Consider the following 24,800-nt stretch of genomic DNA (forward strand, 5'->3'; position numbering starts at 1 on the left):
CGGCCTGAGTTCCCGCCCGTTGGGCATCACAGGAGGGAATCGCGCCGCCGGGCCGAGGGAGGCGGGCGTCAGGAGAACTCCTCGCGGTGGTCGAGCGGGGAGAGCCGCGGCACGCGCAGAAATGCGGTGGGGCATACCCCCTCGGTGCCGAACCCGGCTTCCCGTGCGGCAGCCTCCGCGCTGCGGGCCGTGCCGGCCGGCAGACGGGCAGCGGCGGACACGCGGGCCCGTTCGGCGTACTCCCGCGCCGACATGCCGGCCCGGCCCCGGAACAGGCGGGTGAAGTGCCGCTCCGACAAGCCCGCGCGGGCGGCCAGGGACCGGATCGGCAGGTCGCCGGTCGTCCCGGGGGGACGGTTCATCGCGACCTCGCTCGTGCGCTCGCCGGCCCGTGGCGACTGCGCTGCGGGCAGGAGTGGTCGGGAGCTGTCGGAGGGGAAGGGCGCCGGTGACCCGCGCGTCCGGCGGACACCGGTGCCCTTCCCCTTCGGGTCAGGCCGCCAGCGCGGCCGGCTCGGCCTTCGCCTCCGTCTCGGCCTCGGCCAGTTGCTCGATGAGGGTGGCCCGGGCGCGGGCCACCCGTGAGCGGACCGTGCCGACGGGGCAGCCGCTGACCTTGGCCGCCTCCGCGTACGGCAGTCCCAGCAGTTGGGTGAGGACGAAGGCCTCGCGGCGGTCGCCGGGCAGCGCGTCCAGCAGGCCGGACAGCGCGACGCCGTCGTCGAAGCCGGGCAGACCGTTCGGCTGGGCGCGTTCGATCATCGTTCTCCAGTCATCGACGTCACACAGGCGGGGCCGGGAGGCGGCGTACCGGTAGCTGTCGATCACCGCGCGCCGCGCGATGGAGAGCAGCCACGCACGCGCCGAGGAGCGGCCCTCGAACCGGTGCAGGCTGCCGAACGCCCGCAGGAACGTGTCCTGCGCCAGGTCGTCGGCCGCCTCGGGGTCGGACGAGAGATGCGCGACGAAACGGACGACGTCCTGGTGCAGGGCTCGCACGAAACGGTCCGCCGCGTCCGGGTCGCCGCCGCGGGCGGCGAGCGCCCAGGCGGTGGCCGAATCGTCGGACGGGACCGCCGTGCCGGCCGTCGCACGCTCGCCGCGTTTCTCACGCGGGACGGACGCCGACGGCAGTACAGGAGTGATCACCTGATGTCCTTCTCGGGTCTTCCGGGCCCGGGCACAGCGGCGGGTACGACCGTGCTGTGGCAGGACGGCCGTCGCACACGTGTGCCGGGAAGGCCCGGGGATGAGGGGTGCGGCCGTACGGCGGGTACGGCCGATGCCCGAGGCGGGGGTGTCGCATGGCACGACACCCGCGTACGGCCCCGGGGAACCGGCTGTCTCAGATGACAGCGGTCCCGGCCGGAGGCCCCCGAGAAGTGACCGAGTGAACGAGAAGGAGCAGCCGCGGCCCCCGGTCCGAGCGCCGGCGCCGCGGCCGAAGGCGCGGACGGGGCAGCGGTGCGGGCAGGAAGAGCGGCAGCCGCAGCGGCGCGGCCAGCCACCCGGCGACGGCCCGCAGCACGCGGAACGCGGCGCGCTCGCCGTGGGCCAGCCACAGGCCGCACAGCAGCGCGGCGAGGGTGTGGGCGGCCCACATGCCGAACGATGACCCGCCGCTCATGTCGTGCCCCATGGCACCCATGTCCATGTGAGTCATGGGCGGGGAGTCCCCGGACGGGAAGCCCATGGACATGCCGCCCATGTCGTGCCCCATGGAGCCCATGGCAGGCCCGGCGGAGTGCCCGGCGCTCCCGAGGCCGGCCGACGCGGCATCCGCCCCCGTCGGCGACGCCGGAACCCGTGTCTGCGCGAACTCGAAGGCGGAGTGGAGCGCTGCCTGAACGGCCACCACCAGCGACACGACGAGGGGGAGTCCGCGCTCACGCCCGGCCAGACACCAGGCCACGCCCGCCGTGACCGCGAAGCCGGCCCCCACGGCCCACCATGGGGCGGCGAAGCCCGACATCAGGACGTGGCCGAGGGCTGCGAGCAGCACGCAGACGGCCGCGAACACCGCGGCCCGAATCGTGCGCGTACACCACCCAGCAGTCATGACGGCCCTCATCCTTGCATCCGGGGCCCGTTCGCCATGGAGGGGTACGGGCGACACCCTGTGCACGACTCAGCTTCAGCAGTGTGCTCCAGGCCACATCGAGTGGTGGGACCGTCCCGAATCGTCGGACCGACACCCAAGAATGCGGCTGCCCACGACCGGCCCCCGCGGCAGCGAGGTACCCCCCCGTGCGGCCCGCGTGCTCTCCGAGTCCCGGGAGGCCGTCACCGCGTACGCGGTCGGCATGCGCCTGTCGGCTCGGCCACGACCTGTGCGCACGGCACCGCGGAGCACCGCGCGCACCGCCGCATCTGCGCCACGTCCACCGGACAGGCGGTGGTCGTGTACCGGGAGCCGCTGAGGCCGTGCGGTCGGAACGCCGTCCAGGAATCCGGCCCTACGGTCGCAACGGCGGCCGGGCGCCGGGTCCACGGCCCGGCGCCGTGCCGTACCGTCACGAGCCGACCGTGCCCGGCCGCTGCACGACAGCCAGCACATCGATCCGTCCCTCGCGCTGGAAGTGCAGCGTGAACGGCACGAGGTCGCCCACCCGCCAGCCCTTGTCCGCACGCAGCGTCACGTTGTAGGTGCCCGGAGACATGGCGACCGTCTTCCCGGCCGGAGCGGCTATCGAGTCGATCTCCTGATCCGTCGCGGTGTTGTCGGTGAGCATGCGGTGACCGTAGAGGGCGGGGGTGCCGACGACGGCGCTGGACGTCACCTTCAGCAGCCGGTCGTCCGCGCCTCCGGAATTGGTGATGCGGAAGTACGCCGAGGTGTCCGGGGTGTCGCCGAGGGACGTCCAGACCCGGCCGTCGGTGACCGAGACGCGTGGCGGGCTGCCCGCGTTGCCCGTGTTGACCCAGGTGGTCAGCGCGCCTAGCGCCACGCTGAACGCGGCGACGGGCGCCAGCGCGGCGGTCAGGCTGTCGGTGAGGCGGCGCCGGGTGGGCCGCCAGGGGTGCTGTCCGGTCACCGGGCACTCCTACGGGTGTTCCTGCGGCCGGGCGACGGCTGCCAGGCGCGCAGCCGCAGGCTGTTGCCGACCACGAGCAGCGAGCTGACCGACATGGCCGCGGCGGCCACCATCGGGTTGAGCAGGCCGACCATGGCGAGGGGCACGGTCACGGCGTTGTAGCCGAAGGCCCACAGGAGGTTGGTGCGGATGGTGCCCAGGGTGCGCCGTGCGAGCCGGACCGCGTCCGCCAGGGCCTCGATGTCGCCGCGTACGAGGGTCACGTCGGCGGCGCCGATGGCCGCGTCCGTGCCGCCGCCCATGGCGATGCCCAGGTCTGCTCCGGCCAGCGCGGCGGCGTCGTTGACGCCGTCACCGACGACGGCGACCCGAAAGCCCTGTTCCCGCAACTCCCGTACGAGGTCGGCCTTGTCCTCGGGTGTGCAGCCCGCGTGCACGTCCTCGATGCCGAGCTCGGACGCGACAGCCTGTGCCGGGGCCTCACGGTCCCCGGTGGCGAGCACCGGGCGCACGCCCAGGCGCCGCAGCCGGTCCACGGCCCGGTAGCTGCCGGGCCGGACGACGTCCCCGACCTCGACCAGGGCCTCGGCCGTGCCGTCCACCAGGACCAGGACCGGCGTGTGCGCGGCGGACTCCGCCGCCACCAGCGCGTCGGCCAGCGCCGCGGGCAACTCGCCTTCCGGGGCCACGACTTCCACGAGCCGCCCCTCGACTCGCCCGTGGACACCCCGGCCCGCAGTCGCCGCGAAGTCACTCACGTCGGGCAGCCGCCCCACGGACAGGGACCGGCTCGCGTACGAGACGATCGCGCGGCCCAGGGGATGCTCCGAGCCCCGCTCCACCGCCCCGGCCAGCCGCAGTACCTCGTCACGGCCCAGGCCGCCGGGCACGGCGGTGATCCGGGCGACGCTCATGTGCCCGGAGGTGAGGGTGCCGGTCTTGTCGAGGACGACGGTGTCGAGGTGCTGCAGCCCCTCCAGTGCCTGCGGGCCCTTGACCAGGACGCCGAGCTGGGCGCCGCGTCCGGTGGCGGCCATGAGCGCGGTCGGCGTCGCGAGGCCAAGCGCGCACGGGCAGGCCACGACCAGTACCGCCACGCACGCGGTGACAGCGGCCTGCGGGTCGGCCCCGGCACCGAGCCAGAAGCCCAGCACGGTCACGGCCAGGGACAGCACCACCGGCACGAACACGCCGGCGACCGCGTCCGCCAGCCGCTGCGCCTTCGCCTTCCCCGCCTGCGCCTCGGTCACCAGCCGCGCGATGCGGGCCAGTTGCGTGTCGGCACCGACAGCCGTGGCCCGTACCAGGAGCAGTCCGCCCGCGTTGACGGCTCCGCCGACCACCGCCGCGCCGGGCTGTACCTCGACCGGCTCGCTCTCCCCCGTGACCAGCGACAGATCCACGGCGGAGGAGCCCTCGACCACCTGCCCGTCGGTGGCGACCCGCTCTCCGGGCCGTGCGACGAAGACCTGCCCGACGCCCAACTCCTCGATGGGAACGAGCCGTTCGGACCCGTCGTCCTCCCGTACGGCCACTTCCTTGGCGGCCAGCCGGGCGAGCGACCGCAGCGCCGCCCCGGTGCCGTGCCGGCCCCGAGTCTCCAGGAACCTCCCGGCCAGCACGAACAGCGGTACGCCGACGGCGGCTTCGAGGTAGACGTGCGCCGTGCCGTCCGAGGCTTCGGGCAGCAGGCTGAACGGCATCGTCATGCCCGGCTCGCCCGCACCCCCGAGGAACAGCGCGTACGCCGACCAGCCGAAGGAGGCCACCACGCCCAGCGAGACGAGGGTGTCCATGGTCGCCGTCGAGTGCCGCAGCCCGCGCACCGCCCGGATGTGGAACGGCCACGCGCTCCACACCGCGACCGGCGCGGCGAGCACGAAGCACAGCCACTGCCAGTTGCGGAACTGCCAGGCGGGCACCATCGACAGCACGAGCACCGGCACGGCCAGCAGCGCGGTGATCAGCAGCCGCTCCCGCTCCTGACGGGCGTCCTCGGGCTCGTCCTCCCGGTCCCGGCGCTCCTGTTCCTTCTTCGGCGGGTCGGGCAGCGCGGCCGTGTACCCGGCCTGTTCGACCGCCGTGACCAGTTCCTCCGGGCGGACGTGCGCCGGATGACTGACGCGGGCCCGCCCGGTGGCCAGGTTGACCGTCGCGGTCACGCCCTGCAGCTTGCCGAGCTTCTTCTCGACCCGCCGCACGCAGGCCGCGCAGGTCATCCCGCCCACAGTCAGGTCCGTGGTGACGAGTACGGGTGCGTCGCCCATGGGCGCGGATGCCTCTTCCGTGTCCATCAGCCGCCCCCGTGGTCCATGTTCATGTCGCCCTTGTCCATACCGCCGCCACTGCCCCCGCTGTTCCCGTCACCGCTCGTCCCCGAGCGCTGTATTCCGGGCGCGACCGGTCCGGCGGCTGATCCGACCGCGTACGACACCGTGAAGACCAGCGCGAGCAGCAGCAGGAAGCCGCAGAGGGCGGGCGGCGGAACCAGTCTGCGCGGAGCCGCCGCGCCTGCCCCCGGGGGCGACGACTGCTCGGGTTCTTCCATCGCCGGATCTCCTGATACCTGTCCGACGGGCCGGACGAGGAGTTCGCCTCAGGCCCGGGTCGGCCGTTACGGTTCAGGAGTCGGGCGGGGCGGAACGCGAGTTCCCGCGCCAGTTCGTGGCGTGCGTCACATTCCTTCCGTCAGGCAGCCACTGCCGGCATGCGCCCGCCACCTCGTAGCCGGCCTCCACGATCGCGGCCCGCACGGTCCCGTCGTCCACCGACCCGCCTCGAACGGTCACGCGGCCGGTCGGGACGTCGACATCAACCTCGCGCAGGGGCACGCCGAACCCCCGGCTGCGACGGGTTTCACTGCGCCGGTTGCCAGGCGATCTCGCCCCGGGCGGTGATCACCGCGGCCGCACCGGGGGCGTCGAGCGGCAGCGGCATCGGGTACCGGGTGCGGATCCTGGTCAGTTCCCGGTGCGCGCGGACAAGGCCGGCGAAGTCACGGGGGTACGCGGTGGCGTTCACGCCGGTCAGGACACCGATCTTGCGGGCGCGGGCCGCGGTGCGCCGCCAGTCCTGCGCGCCGGCCAGGCCGATGGAGGCGGTGCCGTGGTCGAACAGCAGGACCCGGATCTCGTCGTACGGTCCCCAACCAGGACCGTCTCATGATCGCCGGAAGGACCCACCGAGGAGCACCACCCGGTCCAGGTCGACCGCGGTCTGCCACTCGGCGACCGCGTCGGCCGGCGCCCGCAACCCCAGCGGACGCGGAGGTCCGCTGCTGGCACCGGACCCGGGCAGATCGACACTCCACGCGTCGTGACGACGGCCGAGCACCTTGATGAACGGCTGGAACTCCCGGCTGGAGACTCCGGCGCCGTGAACGCACACCACCGACGGTCTCGCCCCCGAAGCCCGCCAGGCCACCATCGGCCGGCCGCTCACCACGGTCGTGATCCGTTGCATGGTCCCTCCCTGCCCGGATTCCCACGCCTGCTGATCAGCTACTCGTGTCAAACAGGGGAAGTCCCTCGTCACGGGCTCGCGACGGGCTCGGAGTCCCTTTCGCCTGCTTCTTCCCAGGCTTCGCGGCCGGACCAGGCGGCGAGCGCGGCAACCACCAGGGCCACCGCCGGATCGGCCCACCACCAGCCCAGTGCGGCGTTGAGGCCCAGCCCGGCGAGTACGGTGATCGACAGAGCGTTGGACATCCACGTCTCGGTCGACTGCGCCACGAGGACAGGGTTGTCCAGGGCGCGTCCGATGCGGCGCTGGGATACCGCGATGGGCGTCATCACGATCAGCGCGACCACGTTGAGCACGATGCCGATCAGGGACTCGCCCGCCTTGTCCTGCGTGATCAGGTCGCGGATCGATTCGAAGGCCACATAGGCGGCCAGGGCGTAGAAGGTGAGCGCGATCAGCCGCAGCGCCCGTCCTTGCCGAGCGCGTGGTCCGGCGCGGAGCTGCCAGATCACCACGGAGGCGGCGAAGACCTCGATGGCCGAGTCGATGCCGAATCCGACGAGGGCGATCGAGTCGGCCACCAGCCCGGCAGTGACCGCGACGACGCCTTCGATCACGTCCCAGACCACGATGAACCACGCGAGGGCCAGCCCGCGCCGAACGAGGGTATGGTCACGGCCTTCGGTCATGTCCGGTCCTCCGCAGGGGTGTCCAGGTCCCTTGCGGTGTGCTCGGCGTCGCCGGTCCGCGGCGGACCGGCCGCGCTCCCGTCGGTCGCGGGCTGTGCCTTCAGGGTGGGGCTGGCGCGCCAACAGCGGTACATCTCCTCGGCGTAGGGCAGGGCGCCGAAGATGACGAAGGCGCCCAGCAGCCCGGCGCGTGTGCGCGGGGGCAGTTGGTCGCGGCTCTTGAGGCGGAGCCTGAAGTCGGGGCGCTGCTGACCGCCGGTCAGCGCGCGGGCCTGGTCCCAGTGCAGCACCGCCAGCAGGCTGGTGGCCATCAACGGTACGACCTCCAGCAGGCTGTGGATGTGCTGCTCGACCGGGGCGATACGGCGCCGCTTGTCGGCGTAGCGGACGTCCCAGGCCGCCGTGGCGCTGTGCGCGCCGAGCGCGCCGGCGCTGGTGGCCAGGACGCCGGCGTTGACCTCGCACAGGAGTCCGAGGGTGACCGGTACTCCGGCCTCGGCCAGCATCAGCGAGTGCATCAGCGATTCGCGGGGGCCTGCGGTGGTCTCGATGCGGGTGCGCTTGTGCTGGTACCAGTCGGCGACCCCGGCGCCCAGCCACAGCGGCATCACCGCACCGAGCAGCCAGCGGCGCGCGGCGGTCTCCGCACCCAGCGAGCGCCGCAGGTCGCGGGGCCGGAGGGGTCCCCGGTGGGCGAGGCGGAGCAACGTGGCGCGGTCGGGGGCGCGTAGTTTCGTCGTCGTCATGCGTCCCCCAGTGCCCTCGCTGTCATCGGCAAAACGCGATGACAGCGGGGATTGCCGGGATGGCGCAAAGGGCCCTGTGCACCCCCTTGCGCTGTGCGGGCTGGTGTCACCTCATCGCGACAGCGGGCTGGTCTCAGCCGCGCTCGGCCACGCCGAGCAGGTAGTCGCCGCCGATGCGGGTGCGCCACTGCTCGCCGAATTCCAGCCCGTGGCGGGACAGTTCGGCCAGGAACTCGCCCGCCAGGAACCGGTCCTTGGCGGGGTGGTCGAACAGGGCCCGGTAGGTGGGGCGGGCCAGCGCGGTCGCGGTGACCTCCTCGAAGTAGAACCGGCCGCCGGGCTTGAGGACCCGGGCGACCTCGGCGACGGCGTCCCGCCAGTTGGGGATGTGGTGGATGATGCCGAAGTCGAAGACCGCGTCGTAGGTGCCGTCGTCGGCGTCGAAGGCGGCGCGCAGGTCGGTGGCGTCGCCGACCGCCAACCGGACCCGGCCGTCGTAACGGGCCAGACGGCGGCGGGCCCGTTCGATCATGGCGGGGTCCAGGTCGACGGCGTCGACGGTGGCGGCGCCGAAGACATCCAGGATCAGCCGTGTGCCGTACCCGGAGCCGCAGCCGATCTCCGCGACGTGGGCGCCCGGCGTCCGCCCGCCGAGCCGGGCCAGCAGCGGCGCCTCGTACACGCGCTGCAGCCACCGGCGCGGCGGGCTGTTCACCAGCAGGGTCTCGGCTCGGTTCATCAGCATGTGCGCTTCTCCAGTTCTTGTGGGTCAGGGCTGTGAGGCCGGTGCCGCGCCCGTGGTTCAGACCGCGGTGCGTTCCACGGCGGCATCGGCGCGCGCAGTGGGGCGGCCGCGCAGGAACGCCGCGGTCAGTGCGGCGCTGAGCAGCGCGATGGCGGCGGTGGCGAGCAGGACGAGGGTCATGCCGTGGACGTAGGCGTTCCGCGCCGAGTCGGCCAGCGCGGGCAGGTTCAGGCGCTCGGCGACGGCCAGGGCCCCGGCGACGGAGTCACGGGCGGCGTCGGCGGCCGGCACGGGCAGTTGGGAGGGGGCGGCCAGCTTGTCGGTGTAGCCCTGGGCGAGCAGGCTGCCGAGCACCGCCACCCCGAGGGCGCCGCCCGCCTGGCGCAGGGTCATGGTGATGGCGGTGCCGGATCCGGACCGCTCGGGCGGCAGCGCCCCCAGGACCGCTTCCATCGCAGGCGACAGCGCCATGCCGATGCCCAGGCCCACCACGGCCAGCCAGCCCGCCACGAAGCCGTATCCGGTGTCCACGTCGGTGGCCGCGCCGACGGCCAGGCCCCCGGCCAGCACCAGCAGCCCGACGGCGACCGGGACCCGGTATCCGGTCCGGGCGGCCAGTTTCTCTCCCGCCGGGGCGCCCACCACCAGGCCGCCGATGAGGGGCAGCAGCCGCAGGCCGGTCCCGAGCGCGTCGTAGCCCTGGACCAGTTGCAGGTACTGGGGCACCACGAAGAGCAGGCCGAGCATGCCGAAGGTGACCAGGACGCCGGCCAGGCTGCCCCACAGGAACTGGGCCCGTCGGAACAGCCGCAGGTCGATCATCGGCTGGGGGGTGCGCAGTTCCCACCGCACGAAGAGGGCGAGCAGCACGAGGCCCACCGCGAGCGTGCCCAGTACCAGGGGCTCGCCCCAGCCGCGGCCGGGGGCCTCGATCAGCCCGTAGACCAGGGCCACCAGTCCGGCCGTGGAGAGCAGTCCGCCGGGCACGTCCGGCCGGGGCGGAGCCGGGTCGCGGGACTCGGGCAGCAGCAGGGCGATCGCGACCATGGCGATGGCGACCACCGGCACGTTGATCAGGAAGATCGAACCCCACCAGTAGTGCTGCAGCAGGTACCCGCCGATGATCGGGCCGAGCGGGATGCCCACCCCCAGGCCCATGACCAGTACCGAGACCGCCCGGCCGCGCTCGTGGGGCGCGAACAGCACCGCGAGCACGGCGAACGCGATCGGCAGCAGGACCGCTCCGCCGACGCCCATGAGCGCGCGGGCCGCGATGACTGCCCCGGCGGAGTCCGCCCAGGCCGCGAGGGCCGACGCGAGCGCGAACACCAGCAGGCCGATCAGGATGAGCCGTTTGCGGCCGTAGCGGTCGCCGAGCGCGCCGCAGGCCAGCATCAGACCGGCCAGCGCCAGCACATAGGCGTTGACCATCCACTGCAGCGCGTCGGTGCCCACCGACAGCTCGGTGGCGATCGTGGGCAGCGCCACGTTCATGATCGTGATGTCGAAGCCAAGGGTCAGTACGCCCACCCCCAGCGCGGCGAGCGCCCACCAGCGTCGTGTGTCGTTCGGTTGCGGCATGGCAACCTCCTCGGAATGAAAACGGTGATCGCCGTTGTCATCGAACTTGACCGATCAATAAGCGATTACGCTATCATCGGCGCATGACGATGAATAGTGCGGGCGCGGCCACCGAACCGCGCGCCGAACTGGGGGCCGCAGCGGCACTGTTCCGCGGTCTGGCGGATCCCACGAGGCTGGCGATCATGCGGCGGCTGGCGGCCGGCGAGGCGCGCGTGGTGGACTTGTGCGGCGAGCTGGGGTTGGCGCAGTCGACGGTCTCCTCGCACCTGGCGTGTCTGCGGGACTGCGGTCTGATCGACTCCCGGCCCGAGGGCCGCGCCTCGTGGTACTTCCTGGCGCGCCCCGAGTTGCTGGAGCTGCTGGCCGCCGCCGAGGGGCTGCTGGCCGCCACCGGTGAGGCCGTCGAGCTGTGCCCGAACTACGGCCGCGGCGCGGCCGGTACCGAGAACGAAGGGATCGCGTAATGGGTGACGCGTGCGGATGCAGCGGTGACGAGCCGCGTACCGGGGAAGAGGCCGAGGAGGCGGCTCCGGAACGGCTGTGGCAGGTCAGTGAGCTGCAGTGGGCCGCCGTGGCCGGAGTCTTCCTGCTGGCCGGCTTCATCACCTCGCTGGCCGGCGGGCCGGAGTCGGTGGAACTCGGCCTGAACGCCCTCGCGCTGGCCGCCGGAGCCTGGACGTTCGTCCCCGGCACGCTGCGCCGCCTGGCCAAGGGTGAGATCGGCGTCGGCACGCTGATGACGATCGCCGCCGTCGGCGCGGTCGTCCTCGGCGAGGTCGAAGAGGCGGCCATGCTGGCCTTCCTCTACTCGATCAGCGAGGGCCTGGAGGAGTACTCCCTGGCCCGCACCCGCCGCGGCCTGCGCGCCCTGCTGTCGCTGGTGCCCGACACCGCGACCGTGCTGCGCGACGGCGCCCAGGTCACCGTCGACCCGGCCACCCTCAAGATCGGCGACCTGCTCCTCGTCAAGCCGGGCGAGCGCCTGGCCACCGACGGCACGGTCCGCACCGGCCGCTCGGCCCTCGACGTCTCCGCACTGACCGGCGAGTCGGTGCCGGTGGAGGCCGCTGAGGGCGACCAGGTCTACGCCGGTTCGATCAACGGCAACGGCGTCCTCGAGGTCGAGGTAACCGCCACCGCCGCGGACAACTCCCTGGCCCGGATCGTGAAGATCGTGGAGGCGGAGCAGTCCCGCAAGGGCGCCGCCCAGCGCCTCGCCGACAAGATCGCCAAGCCGCTGGTGCCCGGCATCATGATCCTGGCCGCCTTCATCGCCGTCACCGGCAGTGTCTTCGGTGAGCCCCGCACCTGGATCGAACGCGCCCTGGTGGTGCTGGTAGCGGCCTCGCCGTGCGCGCTGGCCATCTCCGTGCCCGTCAGCGTGGTCGCCGCGATCGGCGCGGCCAGCAAGCTCGGCGTCCTGGTCAAGGGCGGCGCCGCCCTGGAGAGCCTGGGCCGGATCCGCGCGGTGGCGCTGGACAAGACCGGCACCCTGACCCGCAACGAGCCCAAGGTCGTCCAGGTCGCCACCACCGACGGCCAGAGCCGCGAGCAGGTGCTGCGCATCGCCGCCGCCCTGGAGGCGCGCAGTGAGCACCCGCTGGCCCGCGCGATCCTGGCCGCCGTACCCGGACACGAGCAGGCCGCCGACGTGGAAGCCGTCACCGGCGCCGGCCTGACCGGCACCCTCGACGGCCGCCCCGCCCGCCTGGGCCGGCCCGGCTGGATCGACGCGGGTCCCCTCGCCGAGGACGTCGCCGCCATGCAGGCCGCCGGAGCCACCGCGGTCCTCGTCGAGCACGACGGGGCCCTGATCGGCGCCGTCGCGGTCCGCGACGAACTGCGCGCCGAGGCCGCCGAGGTCGTCGCCCGGCTCAAGGCCGGCGGCTACCAGGTGGCGATGCTCACCGGCGACAACGAGCGCACCGCCGCCGCCCTGGCCGCCCAGGCCGGCATCACCGAGGTCCACGCCGACCTGCGCCCGGAGGACAAGTCCACCCTGGTGCGCGGCATGCGCGAGCAGCGCCCCACCGCCATGGTCGGCGACGGCGTCAACGACGCCCCCGCGCTGGCCACCGCCGACATCGGCATCGCGATGGGCGCGATGGGCACCGACGTGGCCATCGAGACCGCCGACGTCGCCCTCATGGGCGAGGACCTGCGCCACCTTCCGCAGGCACTGGACCACGCCCGCCGGTCCCGCGCGATCATGCTGCAGAACGTCGGCCTGTCCCTGGCCCTGATCGGCGCCCTCATCCCGCTGGCCGCCTTCGGCGTCATGGGACTGGCCGCGGTCGTGGCCGTCCACGAACTCGCCGAGATCGTCGTCATCGGCAACGGCGTACGCGCCGGCCGCGCCAAGCCGCTGCCGCCCGCCCCCGCCGCACAGCCCGCAGCCAAGCAGGCGCTGCCCGAAACCGCGGGAGTCTAAGAGGTATGGCCAAGACCACCACGGAGCGACGCCCCGCCACGCGGCGGCGCGTGACCTTCCTGGTCACCGCCGCCGCGCTGGCCGGCTTCGACCTGTCCGCGAAAGCCTGGGCGCAGTCCAACCTGGCCGGCAACCCCCTCAAGGGCGGCCTGTTGGACCTGCGCCTGGCCTACAACCCCGGCGTCGCCTTCAGCTTCGCCGCCGAGGCCCCGGCCTGGGTCGTCATCGCGGTCACCGCCGCCATCACGGTCGCGGTGGCCGTCTACGGCTGGCGCACCGCCGCCACCGGCGGCCGCGCCGTGACCCTGGCCCTCGCCGCGATCCTCGGCGGGGCCACCGCCAACGTGATCGACCGCGCCGGCGACAAGGTGGTCACCGACTACCTGCACACCGGCTGGTGGCCCACCTTCAACCTCGCCGACGTCTTCATCGTCTGCGGTGGTCTCGCCGTGGTCCTCCTGTCGTGGCGCCACACGGAACAGGACCGCGACGACCCAGCGGCCACCGCCTGAGCGGTTCAGGCGGCCGGCCCGCCGCCTGAACCACTGGGTCCCGCGCACTCGATCACTCACCCGCGGCGCGCCGTTCGCCCGCCGCGGGTGGCGACGGGCCGACGGACCCGAACTAGCGGACCTTGACGAACACGGGGTTCGAGTAGAACCACAGGTCGTCCCACGGGCTCTCCAGCCCGTCGGCGAGCGGCTCGGCCTCGTCGGTGCTGGTGCCGCGCACGCGGGCGTAGCAGTCGGCGTCCACGTTGCGCAGGGTGTGCCGGATGACGTAGTCCTTGCCCTGCTTGCGCCAGTCGCGCGGGCCGAACCGCGCCACGACCTTCGTGGTCGGGTTGGTGTCGGTGTCCAGGCTGGCGCTCGGGCCGGTGATCTGACCCACGATCAGGTCGACGCGCTGGACCTCAGGACGGTCGCCGTTGCCGTTCTTGCCCTCCAGGGGCCGGAAGCGGATCTCGATCTCGACATCCGTGCGGCCACGGCCGCTCACCGTGAGCGTCTCACTCATGGCGGCCTGCTGGCCGCTGTTCCTCGCCGTGAGGTCGAGGCCGGTGATCAGGTCACCGGTCCCCACCCAGATACGGCCGTTGCGCAGGCCGTCCATGATGTCGGCGTAGTCCTGGCGGGCCAGTACCCACGTCTTGCTGTACTCGCCCGGCCAGAAGTCCGTACCGCCTCGCGTCCAGTGCACGTGCGAGTCCGAGGTCGCGGTGATCCACCACCGCCGGCCCTCGCCGAGCAGCGAGTCCCAGAGCCCGCCGACGCGGGCCGTCATCTGGTCGAAGCCGCCATAGGTCGGGTGGTTCCCGTATCCGCCGCGCGCCTCTCCGACGAGCGGGCCCGCCTGGTGGCCGGGAGCCCCCTCGAAGCCGACGTAGATCTCCGGCGCGGCGTTGTTGCCGTTGCGGAACTCCCGGGGCGTGTCCTGCCCGTAGACGCCGAGGCCGGTCGCCGACCGGGAGGCGTGGTGGGCGATGACCAGCGGTTTGCGGGGCATGTCCTTCGCGGCCTTGAGGAACTCGACCATCTTGGCCTCGGTGTCGCGGCCGGGATCGGTGGGGAAGGCGTCGCGCTTGGCGAAGCGGCTCTCCAGCTCGAACAGCTGCTGCGCCTCGTCGCGGTGGTGAGGGATCATCAGCGTGTGGTGGTCCAGGGCCGGGGCGTCGAACTCCATGCCCCAGAACTGAAGGACCTCGGGCACCAGGACGCGCGAGCGCAGCAGGTCGGGGTATGCCTGCTCCAGGTTCACCTTCGAGTGGGTCGGCCCGCCGTGGTCGGTGCACATCACCCAGCTCAGGCCGAAGTGCTTGGCCATGATGGCGTTCGTGACGATCGGGTAGACCGCGTCGCCGCCCTTGATGAACTTCGGCGGGTTCGTCGACGTGTCGAACGAGCCGCTGTACTCCGAGTGCACGTGGTGATCGCCGGCCCGCCATACCCGGTGACGGGAGTTGCCCGACTGCCCGCTCTTGAGCTCGGCTTCGTCGTCGGCCGCTGCCGGGCCGGCGCCCAGCAACGGGCTCGCCGCCGCCAGCGTCGCCCCCACACCGGCGTACTTGACCAAACGGCGCCGAGAGATAGTCGAGTCCTCAGGACCTTCGCTGCGTCTGTCCGTCATCGTGAAGCCTTTCCTTTAACTGATGTGAGGGGACGCTTGAGTGTCGAGCGAGAAACCGAACACAGCATGAACAAAGAGGAGGATGAGGGGGAACAGCGATTTTCGGCCCTCCTGGCCGATGGTTCGCGTTTCGTGCGCGGTTGATCGGACCCGCCGGGATGAGCGCCGCGCCGGTGAAGCGCCTTGAGGATTCAGCCGGTTCGCAGCTCCTCCGCCCTCCGCCCTCCGCGCGGAGCTCCGGTGCATCCTCACCGCGCGCCTCGACGCGTACCGCATGCCGGGGTCGGACCGGCTGATCGCGGGCCTGATCGGGGCGGCGGCCGAGGCGGGTGCGGTACGGGGTCAGTACGCGGGGTACACCGAGCGGATCACGAGTGAGACCAGGCGCATCCTCGACCGCGCGATCGCCCGCGGTGAGGCGCGGCCCGAGAGGGATGTCCGCGCCGCGGCGACCCTGGTGGCCGCCGCAGACGGGGGTCCGGTGAGCGCGTTGAGGTTTCGCCTGCTCGTGACCTCGTAGGCCGTGTCCGCCTACGGCAACTACCTCAACCTCATCGCCTTCAGCCTCTTCTCGTACGAGGTGACCGGCACCGCCTTCGGCATCGGTGCCGTGATGGCGCTGAGGCTGCTCGCGGCGGGCCTGGGCCGGCGTACCGGCGCTGCTGCTCGGGCTGATCGCCTGCGCGGTACGTGGTGCTGGCCGCGTCCAGCGCGAACCGGACCCGGCGGGACCGGGCGGAGACGGTCGGGCTGATGGGGACCCGGTGCTGGTGCGGGCGAGGATGTCGCGGGGCCGCGGACTTCGGGGAGCCGGTCACGGCGGATCTGAAGGAGGCCCGTGAGGCTGCGGATCGGGAGGACACCGGGGCTGCGGGGCGGGTGGCGCCGGAGTTGGTGGCGGACATTGCGGAGGTGCGGCGCTGAGGGGTGCGGGTGGGTGTTGGTGTCGCTCACCCGCGCTCGCGGAACGTCATAGCGGCGCCTCCCACGTCACGGCGCGTCGGCCGCGCTCTCCCCGCTGAGCAGCGCGGTGGTGACAGCGGCCGCCCCTCGATCCACCGCTCACGCTGCCGGGCCGACTCGTACAGATCGGCACACTGAGCGGATACGGCGGCCGGCGTTCGCCCCCCGGCGTACGACTCCCGGTGAGACCGTCCTGCCCGGGGTCGGCCGTGCCGAGCGCCGGGTACCGCGCCCCGGTCGGCTCGGCGGCACCGTGGGCTCAGGTGCCCAGTGGGTCCAGCTCCAGCGGCGTGATCTTGCCCTCCAGCATGGTGCCGAGGCCCTGTACGGCGCACACGTCCGGCCGCTCGGCGATATGCACCGGCATCCCCGTCGCCTGCCGCAGCATCTGGTCGAACCCGGGCAGCAGCGCGCTGCCGCCGACCATCATGATCCCGCGGTCCGCGAGGTCGGCGACCAGGTCGGGCGGGCAGTCCCGCAGCACCTTGCCGATCCCGTCGAGCACGGCGGTGAGCGGCGTCTGGATGGCGTCCCGTACGGCGGCGGTGTCGACCTGGACGGAGCGGGCGAGGCCGGTGGCGACGTCCCGTCCGTGGATCTCGGTGGAGGCGGGCCCGTGGGGGGTGAGCCCGTTGCCGGACAGGGCGAGCTGCAACGGCCGTACCGACTGGCTCGGCAGCACCAACTCGTGCTGGTGGCGCAGATGCTGCACGATCGCGTGGTCGACGGCCTCGCCGCCCACCGCGATCCGCTCGGCCGTCACGATCGACCCGAGCGAGAGCACGGCGACCTGCGTCGCGGCGGCCCCGCACACCAGGACCATCGTGGCCTCGGGCTGCTCGACCGGCAGCCCGCAGCCCACGGCGGCGGCGATCAGCGTGTCCACCAACTCCACCCGGCGCGCCCCGAGTCCGACCAGCGTCTCGATCGCCGCGCGCTGGGCCAGCGGATCGGCGTCGTGCGGGGTGCAGGCGGCGGCCCGCAGTCGCGGCTTGCGGCGCAGGGTACGGCGGATCTTGTCGCCGAGCAGATGCCGCAGCATGCGCTGCGCCATCTCGATGTCGACGACCGTGCCGCCGGAGACCGGACGGACGACACGGATGTAGTCGGGCGTACGGCCGGTCATCTTCTCCGCGAACTCGCCGACCGCGATCAGCGCGCCGGTCCGGGTGTTCACGGCGGCGGCGGAGGGCTGGTCGACGACGAGCCCGGCCCCCTTCACGTACACCCGCGTCCTCGCCGCACCGAGGTCGACGGCGAAGTGGCAGCGGCGCAGCTGCTCCAGACTGGCGGTCATGGCAGGCCTCCCGAGAGCACAGACCGTGGGCCGCCGGGTGGCGGGCCTCACTGGCATCGTGCGGGGGTGTGGGGAGTCGGCGCGTGTTGTGGTGGGCCGGGTGGGGCGCCGCTGAATGGGGGGTTTTGCAGCTTATGTCCGCTGTAAAGGTGACGTTAGGTCAGCGGGAACGGGCGGCTTCGAGGAGGGGGAGAGGGTGCGGACGAGTAGCACGTCGGGGTCCGCCGCGCGCAGTCGACGCCGGACCGTGGTCGATCAGCGGATGCTGCCGCGGATACCAGGCGGCCGCGCCCGCGGACCGGCCGGTCACCACGGCCGGCCGGGTCCTGCCGGCGTGCAGCGCCTGGAGCAGATCGCCGGCGAGCGGGGTGGGCCGCGCGGTACGGGGCCGCCCGGCCGTCGTGCGAGCCCGATGCCCTCGACGACCGCCACGGCGCCGTCCTCGGTCTTGGACTCCATCAGCCCGTCCATGGCGCCGCTCGCTCCCCCGTGTCGCCGGTTCCGTGGGAAGAGGGCATGCTCAGGTCGGGGCGATCCCCCGGATCACCCCCAGCTCCACCAAGTCCTGCGGCCGGATCCGGAGTTGGTCCGCCGTCGCCTCCACCTCGTCGGGCGGCCGCTTCAGGATGGCCGCCGCCTGCTCCGGTGCGATCACCGAGAAGTAGCTGTCCGGTGTGGCCCAGGTGTTGCCCGGTGCGGCGAGGGCCAGCGCGCCGCCGGAGCCGCCCTCGCCGATCACCAGCGTGGTGACCGGCGTCCGTGCCGCGGCCACCGCCGAGAACAGGTCCGCGATCGCCGCCCCCGCGCCCTGCCGCTCCGCCTCCGCCTCATTGGCCGCGCCTGGAGTGTCCACCAGGGTCAGCGCCGGGATGCCGAGCCGGTCCGCGAGCCGGATCAGCCGGGCGGCCGTGCGGTAACCGGCGGGCCGGGTCGCCGTCCCGGTCTGCGCCGCGTAGGCGACCGTACGGCCCTCGTGCTCACCGAAGCCGCACAGCATGCCGTCCGGGTCGGTGCCGCCCGCGCGGTCACCGCTGATGGCCACACGATCGGTGAAGTAGGCGTCCAAGTAGGCCTCGGCGCGCGGCCGTTGGGGCGAGCGCGCCCGGCGTACCGCGTCCCAGCCGGTCGCCGGAAGCTCCGGGGAGCCGAGGGCAGTCGGTACCGGTGCGGGGGTGTTCGGGGTGGTGCCGGTCTGTCCTGCCGGATCCCGGTCCGTTGCCGGCGGCTTCGGGGAGCCGAGGGCCGTCGGTTCCGGTGTGGGGGTGTTCGGGGTGGTGTGGGGTTGCGGTACTGGATCCCGGTCCGTTGCCGGCGGCTTCGGGGAGCCGAGGGCAGTCGGTACCGGTGCGGGGGTGTTCGAGGTGGTGCCGGTCTGTTCTGCCGGATCCCGGTCCGTTGCCGGCGGCTTCGGGGAGCCGAGGGCCGTCGGTTCCGGTGCGGGGGTGTTCGAGGTGGTGCCGGTCTGTTCTGCCGGATCCTGGCCAGGCGTCGGCGGACCCGAGGAGTCGGGCGCTGTCGGCACCCGCGCCGGTTCCCGTGAGGGTGCCGTCAGGAGGCGTAGCCATCGGCCCAGCGTCGTGCGCAGTTCCTCCGGCGGTACGAGGGCGTCGGCCGCGCCCGCCGCCACCTGCGCCTCCGCGGTGTAGGCCGCCGGGTCGGCGTCCACGGGCCGTACCCGCGACCCCGCGAAACCGACCTGGGCTCCGGGCAGCGCCAGCACCACATCCGCGCCCGCGCCCAGCGTGGCCCAGCCGCCGCCCGTCGTCGGGTCCCGGAGCACGGCGATCTGCGCCAGCCCGGCCTCCCTCGTCAGCACCGACTGCCGGGCCACGCGCTGGAGTTGGGTCAGCGCGCGCATGCCCTCCTGCATCCGGCTGCCGCCCGTGGCGATCAACGGCACGACCGGGAGCCGGTAGGCGCGGGCATGGGCGTACGCCGCCTCCAGCCGGTCCCCGGTGCGTTCACCGAGCGAGCCCCCGAGGTAGCCGAACTCGAACGCGATCAGTACCGCCCGCGTCCCCTCGACGAGCGCGGTGCCGCAGACCACGGACTCCTCCTCGCCGGTGCGCTCGGCGGCCCGCAGCCGGGAGCCGTCGTAGCCCCGCCAGCCGAGCGGACCGTCGGGCGCGGAGTCCCGTTCCGGGTGCGGGAGTTCGACGAAGTCGTTGGTGACGAGGGCGAGGAAGTCCCGTGCGCGGAGCCGGTCAGCCACGGCCCAGCGCCCGCTTCATGATCTTCCCCATGTCGTTGCGGGGCAGGGCGTCCAGATGGTGCACGACCCGGGGCCGCTTGTGCGGGGCGAGCCGCCGGGCCACATGGTCGGCCAACTCCTCGGCGGTGGGCGGCGCTTGCGGGTCGGCCGGGACCACCCACGCCACGATCCGCTCACCCAGATCGGCGTCCGGCTCCCCGGTCACGGCCGCCTCCCGCACCGCCGGATGCTCCAGCAGCGCGTTCTCGATCTCCCCCGCCCCGATCTTGTAACCCCCGCTCTTGATCAGGTCGGTGGCCTTGCGGCCCACGATCCGGACGTACCCGTCGGGATCGCGCACCGCCATGTCCCCGGTACGGAACCAGCCGTCCGCCGTGAACGCGTCCGCCGTGGCCTCGGGCCGGTTCAGATACTCGGTGAACAGATTCGGCCCGCGCACCTGGATCTCGCCCACCGTCTCACCGTCGTACGACGTGATCGGCGCCCCGTCCTCCTCCACCAGCCGCAGCTCCACCCCCGGCAGCGGCACACCGACCGTCCCCGGCCGGGCCTCGCCGTCCGCGCGGATGCTGGTGTTCATGAGCGTCTCGGTCATGCCGTACCGCTCGATGACCCGCCGCCCGGTCGCCACCGCGATCCGCTCGTGGTCGTGCACGGGCAGCGCGGCCGAACCCGACACCAGCAGCCGCGCCTTGCCCAACGCCTGCGCGAGATCCGGGTCCTCGGGGAGCGCCTGGGCGAGGCGGTGGTACATCGTCGGCACGCCGAACAGCATGGTCGCGCCGTCGTTCAGCTCCCGCGCGACTCCCTCCGGGCTGAACCGGCCGAGGTGACGCACGGATCCGCCGCGCCGCAGCGGCCCGAGGATGCCCAGCACAAGACCGTGCACATGGAACAGGGGCAGACCGTGGACGAGGACGTCGTCGCCGGTCCACCGCCAGGCGTCGGCGAGGGCGTCCAGGGTGTGGGCGACGGCCCGACGGGGGAGGACGGCGCCCTTGGGCGGTCCTGTGGTGCCGGAGGTGTAGACGATGAGGGCGGGGTCCTCGTCGGCGGCCGCCCGCGGCTGACGGGCGCCGGTGGCTCGCACATCGACGTCGAGGCGCCCCAAGTCCCGCAGTGCCGCCGGGAGTTCGTCGTCCGGTGCGGCGAGTACGAGGCTCGGTGCGCTGTCGGAGACGATGTGCCCGAGCTCCTTCTCCCCCGACTTCGGGTTGAGCGGCACGGCGGCGATCCCCGCCTCCAGCGCCGCGACCACCGCGACCGCGGTCTCCAGCACCGGGCCGGCCCACACCGCGACCCGGCCGCGCCCCGCGATCCGGTCCGCCAGGGCGCCGGTCGCGGCGGCGAGCTCGGCGTACGTCAGGGACCGCTCGCCGAACCGCAGGGCGATCCGGTCGGGAGGGCCGTCGGCCAGGGCCGGGAAGAGAGTGGACACGCGTCGTATCTCCTTAGCTGTCACCGTCCGTCGTCCACCACGATGCCCCCCTCTTCCCGCCGGAGGCGGCAGATTCCGGCCTGCCGGGTCGGTGCTGTGCCGCTTCTCACCCTTCTCCCGACCGAGCCGTGAACCAGGCCGCCAGCTGACTGCGTCTGCTGAACCCCAGCTTCACCAGGATCCGCTCGACGTGTCCCTCCGCGGTCCGCTGGGAGATGACCAGTGCCTCGGCGATCTGCCGGTTGGTCAGCCCCTGGGCGACGAGCGCCGCCACCTCGGCCTCCCGCCGGGTGAGCGGCCGGGTGTCCGGCGCGGCGGCCGAGCCGGTCGTCGGCCGCCGTAGCTCACCGAGCGCGTAGGCGACGACGTCGTTGCGGGACAGCGCACCACCGCGGCGGTGGGCCCGTTCGTAGAGCTGGTCCCCCAGCGCCCGGCGCGCATGGCGCTCGGCCGCGCACCGCCGCCCCGCCCCCCGCTCCTGCGTCGGGTCGCCGCCGATGTCGTGCCAGATCCGGTCCACCGCCCCCCGCAGCACGGCCGCCCGCTCGGCCCGCCCGGCGAGGGCCTCCGCCGCGGCGAGGAGGCCCAGCGTGCGGGCGAGGCTCTGGCGCCGGCGTTTGGTGTAGGGCAGGCGCAGGCACGCGCGCGCGTGCTCGGCGGCCCGGTCGTACTCGCCCAGCGACCAGTGCGCGAGGCCCAGCGTGCGCAGCGCCCAGGCCCGCGCCCACTGTTCGCCGTGCGCCTCGCAGACGGCGACGGCCTCGGCGCACAGCGGTGTCGCCTCGCGGGCCCGGCCCCGGCTGACGAGGGTGCAGGCGAGTTCGACGCGGGTGAGGACGACGAAGCCGGCCTCCCGGCCGCTTCCGAGGGCGCCGGCCGGTATCGGGGGCGGGGCCGGAACCGGCAGTTCGGCGTCGGCGGGCGGCGCGCTGTGCGGGGGATCGGAGGCCAGGACCGCGGCGGAACGGGTGTGCACGAGGGACATCAGCGCGCCCGCCCACATGGCGCGGGTCAGGGCCGCGTCGGGGCGTGCCCCGGCCCGCAGCGCGCGGTCCAGCCAGTGCCGGCCCTCGCCCCAGGTGCCGCCCGCCACCCAGTGGAACCACAGGGTCGCGGCCAGCCGGAGCCCGTGCTGGGCCCCGCCCGGGGTGGTGAGGCAGAAGTCCAGGGCGGCCCGGAAGTCGTCCTGGTCCAGGCGCAGCCGGTCGGTGACGGCGACCTGGTCGGGCCCGAACCAGGCCTGCTCGTACTCGGCGGCCAGCCGGGCGAAGTAGTCCCGGTGGCGGCGCCGGGTGACGGTAACCTCCCCGATGTCCTCCAGCTTCTCCAGGCCGTAGTGGCGCAGCGAGACCAGCAGCCGGTAGCGGACCTGGCCGCCGCGCTCCTCCCGCACGAGCACCGACTTGTCGACGAGCCCGGCGACGGCGTCCAGCACGGCCGTCGCACCAAGACCCTCCCCACCGCACACCGCCTCGGCCGCGGCCAGGTCGAAGCCGCCGACGAACACCGACAGCCACGCCCACACCAACTGCTCCTGGGGCGTGCACAGGTCATGGCTCCAGTCGACGGCCGAGCGCAGCGTGCGATGCCGGGGCGCCGACGCCGGGCTGCCGCCGGTCAGCAACTGATAGCGGTCGTCGAGCCGTTCGACGAGCTGGTCCACGCCCAGCGCCCGCACCCGGACCGCCGCCAGCTCGATGGCGAGCGGCAGTCCGTCGAGCCGGCGGCACAGCCGGGCGACCGCGTGCTGGTTGCCCTCACCGACCGTGAACCCGGGGACCACGGCCGCCGCCCGGTCCGCGAACAGCCGTAGCGCGGGGAAGTGTTCGGCGGCCGAGGCGCCCAGCTCCTCCGGCGCGGGCGCGGGCAGCGGCGGCACCTCGTAGAGCCGCTCACCGGCGAGTCCCAGCCGGTGGCGGCTGGTCGCCAGAATCCGTACGCCGTCGGTGGCGGCCAGCAGGGTCTGGGAGAGCAGGGCACAACTGCGCAGCACATGCTCGCAGTTGTCGAGGACGAGCAGCAGAGTGCGGCCCCGCAGATGTTCCACGAGGACCTCCAGCGGCGGCCGCCCGGCCTCGTTGCGCACCTCCAGGGCGTCGGCCACGGCATGCGGCACGAACGCCTCGTCGCCCAGCGCGGCCAGCGGCACCAGCCACACTCCGTCGGGGAAGGTACGCGCGGCCTGTTTCGCCACATACGACGCCAGCCGCGTCTTTCCGACCCCGCCCGGGCCGGTCAGCGTCACCAGCCGCCCCTCGGTCAACAGCCGTCTGACGTCCGCCGACTCGTCCCGTCGCCCCACGAAGCTGGTCAGCTCCGCGGGGAAGCCGGAGGTGCGCCGCGCAGGGGATCCGCCCACGATCCGTCACGCCCTCTGCTGTGATCACGCACGCGTCCTCTTTCCCGCAGCGTAGGCAGAAGATCCCGCACGGCACGGCAGCTTCCCGGATTTCCTCCCTCTACGGGTGACCGGCACTTGCGTGCGCCAGCACCGCCTCCACCACCCGCTGCGTCGACCCCGGGTGCAGGAACAGGAAGAGATTCGGCTCGACCAGCTCCAGCTCCATCACCCGCGGCTCCCCGTCCTCCCCCTCCACGAGATCCACGCGCGCGTACAGCAGTCCCTCCGCGTCCGGTACGGCGGCCAGGGCGCGCTCGGCGACGGCGAGTTCGGCCGGGGTCGGCGTCCACGGCTCCAGGCCCGGGTGGGCGACCTTGTCCGCGTCGAAGGCGGTACCGGGCGCGAGCACGGCCTGCTTACGGCTGGCGTGCAGCAGCCGCCCGCCGAAGAACTGCAGTGCCCGCTCACCCCGGGCGTCGATGCTCCGCACATAGGGCTGCACCATCGCGGTGAACCCCTCCTCGTGCATCCGCGCAAGGTGTCGTACGGCCCTCTCCTGCTGGTCGGGCGTGTAACGGGCGGCATAGCGCGCACCGGCCCCGGAGGTGGGCTTGACCACGTACTCGTGGTCGTCGGGGAGGTCGGCGGCGTCCCCCGGGGCGAGGTACCGCGTGGGGACGACGGGCACGCCCGCCCCGGCGAGCTCCCCGAGATACCGCTTGTCCGTGTTCCACCGCACGACCGCGGGCGGATTCGCCAGCCGCGTCACCTTGCCGCACCGCTCGACCCACGCCAGGAACTCGGCGGTACGCCAGCTGTAGTCCCAGGTCGACCGGATCAGCGCGAGGTCGTACGCGGCCCAGTCGACGCCGTCGTCGTCCCAGTGCACGACGTCCGCCTCGGCCCCGGCGCCGGCCAGCGCGTCACGCAGCACGGGCAGGTCGCGGTCGTGGCTGGGCTCGGGCCGGGGATCGTAGGTGACCAGGGCTATTCGGGACACGGCGGGCTCCAGAGTCGTAGGACGGACCGCCCGCAGGCTAACCACAGTCGCCGCGACCGGGACAACCGGATTGACCTTCCCCCTCGGTGAAGCCCCAGCATCGACCCATGGAGGACATGCTGACGATCGGCGCCTTCGCCCGGGCCTGCCGTCTGTCGCCCAAGGCCCTGCGCCTGTACGACGAACTCGATCTGCTGCGCCCCGCACGCGTGGACCCTGAGACGGGCTACCGCTACTACGCGCTCGCCCAGCTGGAACGGGCCCGCCTGGTGGCGTGGCTGCGCCGCCTGGGCATGCCGCTGGCCCGCATCCGGGAGGTGTGCGCGCTGGCCCCGGAGACGGCGGCGGGGGAGGTGCGGGCGTACTGGGCGGGTGTGGAGGCGGAGACGGCCGTACGGCGTGACCTGGCGGAATTCCTGATCGACCAGTTGATGACGACGTCACGAAGGGACACCACGATGCTGGAACTGCGTCACTCGGCCCACTCGGACCGCGGCCGGGTCCGCCCGGCCAACCAGGACACGGCGTACGCGGGCACCCGCCTGCTCGCGGTGGCCGACGGCTACGGCCCCGACGGCGGCCCGGCGAGCAGCGCGGCGGTGGCGGCCCTGCGCCGTCTGGAGACGACGGACCTTCCCGGCGGGAACGTTCTGAACCTCCTGGAGGAGGCGCTCCAGGAGGCCGCGCACGGCATGAGGGAGGACGCCGGTACGACCCTGACGGCCCTGCT

Annotated in this window: 25 protein-coding genes and 1 pseudogene; 6 read left to right on the top strand and 20 right to left on the bottom strand. The window is 73.4% G+C overall.

The features are described 5' to 3' along the window. Positions 1–68: 68 nt before the first annotated feature. From RMT89_RS19735 to RMT89_RS19795, 13 genes are all read right to left on the bottom strand, one after another. Entirely contained in the window at positions 69–362 is a 294-nt protein-coding gene (locus RMT89_RS19735; protein ID WP_315885049.1) for a helix-turn-helix domain-containing protein, read from the bottom strand. Positions 363–492: 130 nt separating this feature from the next. Then, on the bottom strand, positions 493–1,149 hold the full coding sequence (locus RMT89_RS19740; protein ID WP_315885050.1) for a sigma-70 family RNA polymerase sigma factor: 657 nt from the start codon (positions 1,147–1,149) through the stop codon (positions 493–495). A gap of 196 nt (positions 1,150–1,345) precedes the next feature. Further along, positions 1,346–2,059, bottom strand: coding sequence for a hypothetical protein (locus RMT89_RS19745; RefSeq protein ID WP_315885051.1), 714 nt, complete (start codon positions 2,057–2,059; stop codon positions 1,346–1,348). A 454-nt stretch (positions 2,060–2,513) separates the two neighbouring features. After that, the gene (locus RMT89_RS19750) at positions 2,514–3,035 is read right to left on the bottom strand and encodes a copper chaperone PCu(A)C (RefSeq protein WP_315885052.1); all 522 of its coding nucleotides are present in this window, start codon (positions 3,033–3,035) and stop codon (positions 2,514–2,516) included. Next, a complete protein-coding gene (locus RMT89_RS19755) occupies positions 3,032–5,302 on the bottom strand; it encodes a heavy metal translocating P-type ATPase (RefSeq protein WP_315885077.1) in 2,271 nt (756 codons plus the stop codon). The genes RMT89_RS19750 and RMT89_RS19755 overlap by 4 nt, the downstream gene beginning before the upstream one ends. 26 nt (positions 5,303–5,328) lie before the next feature. Beyond that, positions 5,329–5,583, bottom strand: coding sequence for a hypothetical protein (locus tag RMT89_RS19760; protein ID WP_315885053.1), 255 nt, complete (start codon positions 5,581–5,583; stop codon positions 5,329–5,331). Positions 5,584–5,656: 73 nt separating this feature from the next. Continuing rightward, complete coding sequence (locus tag RMT89_RS19765; protein WP_315885054.1) at positions 5,657–5,866, bottom strand: heavy-metal-associated domain-containing protein; 210 nt, start codon at positions 5,864–5,866, stop codon at positions 5,657–5,659. 25 nt (positions 5,867–5,891) lie between these two features. Further along, positions 5,892–6,056 (bottom strand): hypothetical protein, encoded by a 165-nt coding sequence (locus RMT89_RS19770; protein WP_315885055.1) that lies wholly within the window; start codon positions 6,054–6,056, stop codon positions 5,892–5,894. Between the two features lie 138 nt (positions 6,057–6,194). After that, a complete protein-coding gene (locus tag RMT89_RS19775; RefSeq protein WP_315885056.1) occupies positions 6,195–6,497 on the bottom strand; it encodes an alpha/beta fold hydrolase in 303 nt (100 codons plus the stop codon). A gap of 68 nt (positions 6,498–6,565) precedes the next feature. Continuing rightward, a complete protein-coding gene (locus tag RMT89_RS19780) occupies positions 6,566–7,186 on the bottom strand; it encodes a cation transporter (RefSeq protein ID WP_315885057.1) in 621 nt (206 codons plus the stop codon). Beyond that, positions 7,183–7,932 (bottom strand): diguanylate cyclase, encoded by a 750-nt coding sequence (locus RMT89_RS19785; RefSeq protein ID WP_315885058.1) that lies wholly within the window; start codon positions 7,930–7,932, stop codon positions 7,183–7,185. Before RMT89_RS19785 ends, RMT89_RS19780 begins: the two co-directional genes overlap by 4 nt. Positions 7,933–8,065: 133 nt before the next feature. Continuing rightward, positions 8,066–8,677, bottom strand: a complete 612-nt coding sequence (locus RMT89_RS19790; protein ID WP_315885059.1) for a class I SAM-dependent methyltransferase — start codon at positions 8,675–8,677, stop codon at positions 8,066–8,068. A gap of 57 nt (positions 8,678–8,734) precedes the next feature. After that, positions 8,735–10,258, bottom strand: a complete 1,524-nt coding sequence (locus RMT89_RS19795) for a DHA2 family efflux MFS transporter permease subunit (RefSeq protein WP_315885060.1) — start codon at positions 10,256–10,258, stop codon at positions 8,735–8,737. 83 nt (positions 10,259–10,341) lie between these two features. On the opposite strand from RMT89_RS19795, the gene RMT89_RS19800 reads away from it, so the two are divergent. Genes RMT89_RS19800 through RMT89_RS19810 form a run of 3 tightly spaced genes read left to right on the top strand, consistent with a single transcriptional unit; the run spans position 10,342 to position 13,204 of the window. Further along, positions 10,342–10,725, top strand: a complete 384-nt coding sequence (locus tag RMT89_RS19800) for a metalloregulator ArsR/SmtB family transcription factor (protein WP_315885061.1) — start codon at positions 10,342–10,344, stop codon at positions 10,723–10,725. Beyond that, the gene (locus RMT89_RS19805; protein ID WP_315885062.1) at positions 10,725–12,692 is read left to right on the top strand and encodes a heavy metal translocating P-type ATPase; all 1,968 of its coding nucleotides are present in this window, start codon (positions 10,725–10,727) and stop codon (positions 12,690–12,692) included. Before RMT89_RS19800 ends, RMT89_RS19805 begins: the two co-directional genes overlap by 1 nt. 5 nt (positions 12,693–12,697) lie before the next feature. Next, positions 12,698–13,204 carry a signal peptidase II gene (locus RMT89_RS19810; protein WP_315885063.1) on the top strand — a complete coding sequence of 169 codons (507 nt, stop codon included), beginning with the start codon at positions 12,698–12,700 and terminating at the stop codon, positions 13,202–13,204. A 112-nt stretch (positions 13,205–13,316) separates the two neighbouring features. On the opposite strand, the gene RMT89_RS19815 is transcribed toward RMT89_RS19810, so the two are convergent. Continuing rightward, on the bottom strand, positions 13,317–14,819 hold the full coding sequence (locus RMT89_RS19815; protein WP_315885064.1) for a phosphoesterase: 1,503 nt from the start codon (positions 14,817–14,819) through the stop codon (positions 13,317–13,319). A gap of 235 nt (positions 14,820–15,054) precedes the next feature. On the opposite strand from RMT89_RS19815, the pseudogene RMT89_RS19820 reads away from it, so the two are divergent. Continuing rightward, positions 15,055–15,339 (top strand): annotated as a pseudogene (locus RMT89_RS19820) (TetR/AcrR family transcriptional regulator C-terminal ligand-binding domain-containing protein); the annotation flags it as partial. A gap of 3 nt (positions 15,340–15,342) precedes the next feature. After that, positions 15,343–15,573, top strand: coding sequence for a hypothetical protein (locus tag RMT89_RS19825; RefSeq protein ID WP_315885065.1), 231 nt, complete (start codon positions 15,343–15,345; stop codon positions 15,571–15,573). A 468-nt stretch (positions 15,574–16,041) separates the two neighbouring features. Here the strand turns inward: RMT89_RS19825 and RMT89_RS19830 are convergent, their stop codons facing one another. From RMT89_RS19830 to RMT89_RS19855, 6 genes are all read right to left on the bottom strand, one after another. Next, on the bottom strand, positions 16,042–17,079 hold the full coding sequence (locus RMT89_RS19830; protein WP_315885066.1) for a rod shape-determining protein: 1,038 nt from the start codon (positions 17,077–17,079) through the stop codon (positions 16,042–16,044). 306 nt (positions 17,080–17,385) lie between these two features. Then, complete coding sequence (locus RMT89_RS19835; RefSeq protein ID WP_315885067.1) at positions 17,386–17,550, bottom strand: hypothetical protein; 165 nt, start codon at positions 17,548–17,550, stop codon at positions 17,386–17,388. Between the two features lie 49 nt (positions 17,551–17,599). After that, positions 17,600–19,291, bottom strand: coding sequence for a carboxyl transferase domain-containing protein (locus tag RMT89_RS19840; protein ID WP_315885068.1), 1,692 nt, complete (start codon positions 19,289–19,291; stop codon positions 17,600–17,602). Next, positions 19,284–20,729 carry an acyl-CoA synthetase gene (locus tag RMT89_RS19845; RefSeq protein WP_315885069.1) on the bottom strand — a complete coding sequence of 482 codons (1,446 nt, stop codon included), beginning with the start codon at positions 20,727–20,729 and terminating at the stop codon, positions 19,284–19,286. The genes RMT89_RS19840 and RMT89_RS19845 overlap by 8 nt, the downstream gene beginning before the upstream one ends. A 106-nt stretch (positions 20,730–20,835) precedes the next feature. After that, the gene (locus RMT89_RS19850) at positions 20,836–23,088 is read right to left on the bottom strand and encodes a LuxR C-terminal-related transcriptional regulator (protein WP_315885070.1); all 2,253 of its coding nucleotides are present in this window, start codon (positions 23,086–23,088) and stop codon (positions 20,836–20,838) included. A 100-nt stretch (positions 23,089–23,188) separates the two neighbouring features. Further along, positions 23,189–24,070, bottom strand: coding sequence for a hypothetical protein (locus tag RMT89_RS19855; protein ID WP_315885071.1), 882 nt, complete (start codon positions 24,068–24,070; stop codon positions 23,189–23,191). Between the two features lie 107 nt (positions 24,071–24,177). Here RMT89_RS19855 and RMT89_RS19860 point away from each other — a divergent pair. Next, a partial coding sequence (locus RMT89_RS19860; RefSeq protein WP_315885072.1) for a helix-turn-helix domain-containing protein occupies positions 24,178–24,800 on the top strand: 623 nt, incomplete at its 3' end.

The sequence above is a fragment of the Streptomyces sp. P17 genome (assembly GCF_032436805.1).
Classification (GTDB): Bacteria; Actinomycetota; Actinomycetes; order Streptomycetales; family Streptomycetaceae; genus Streptomyces.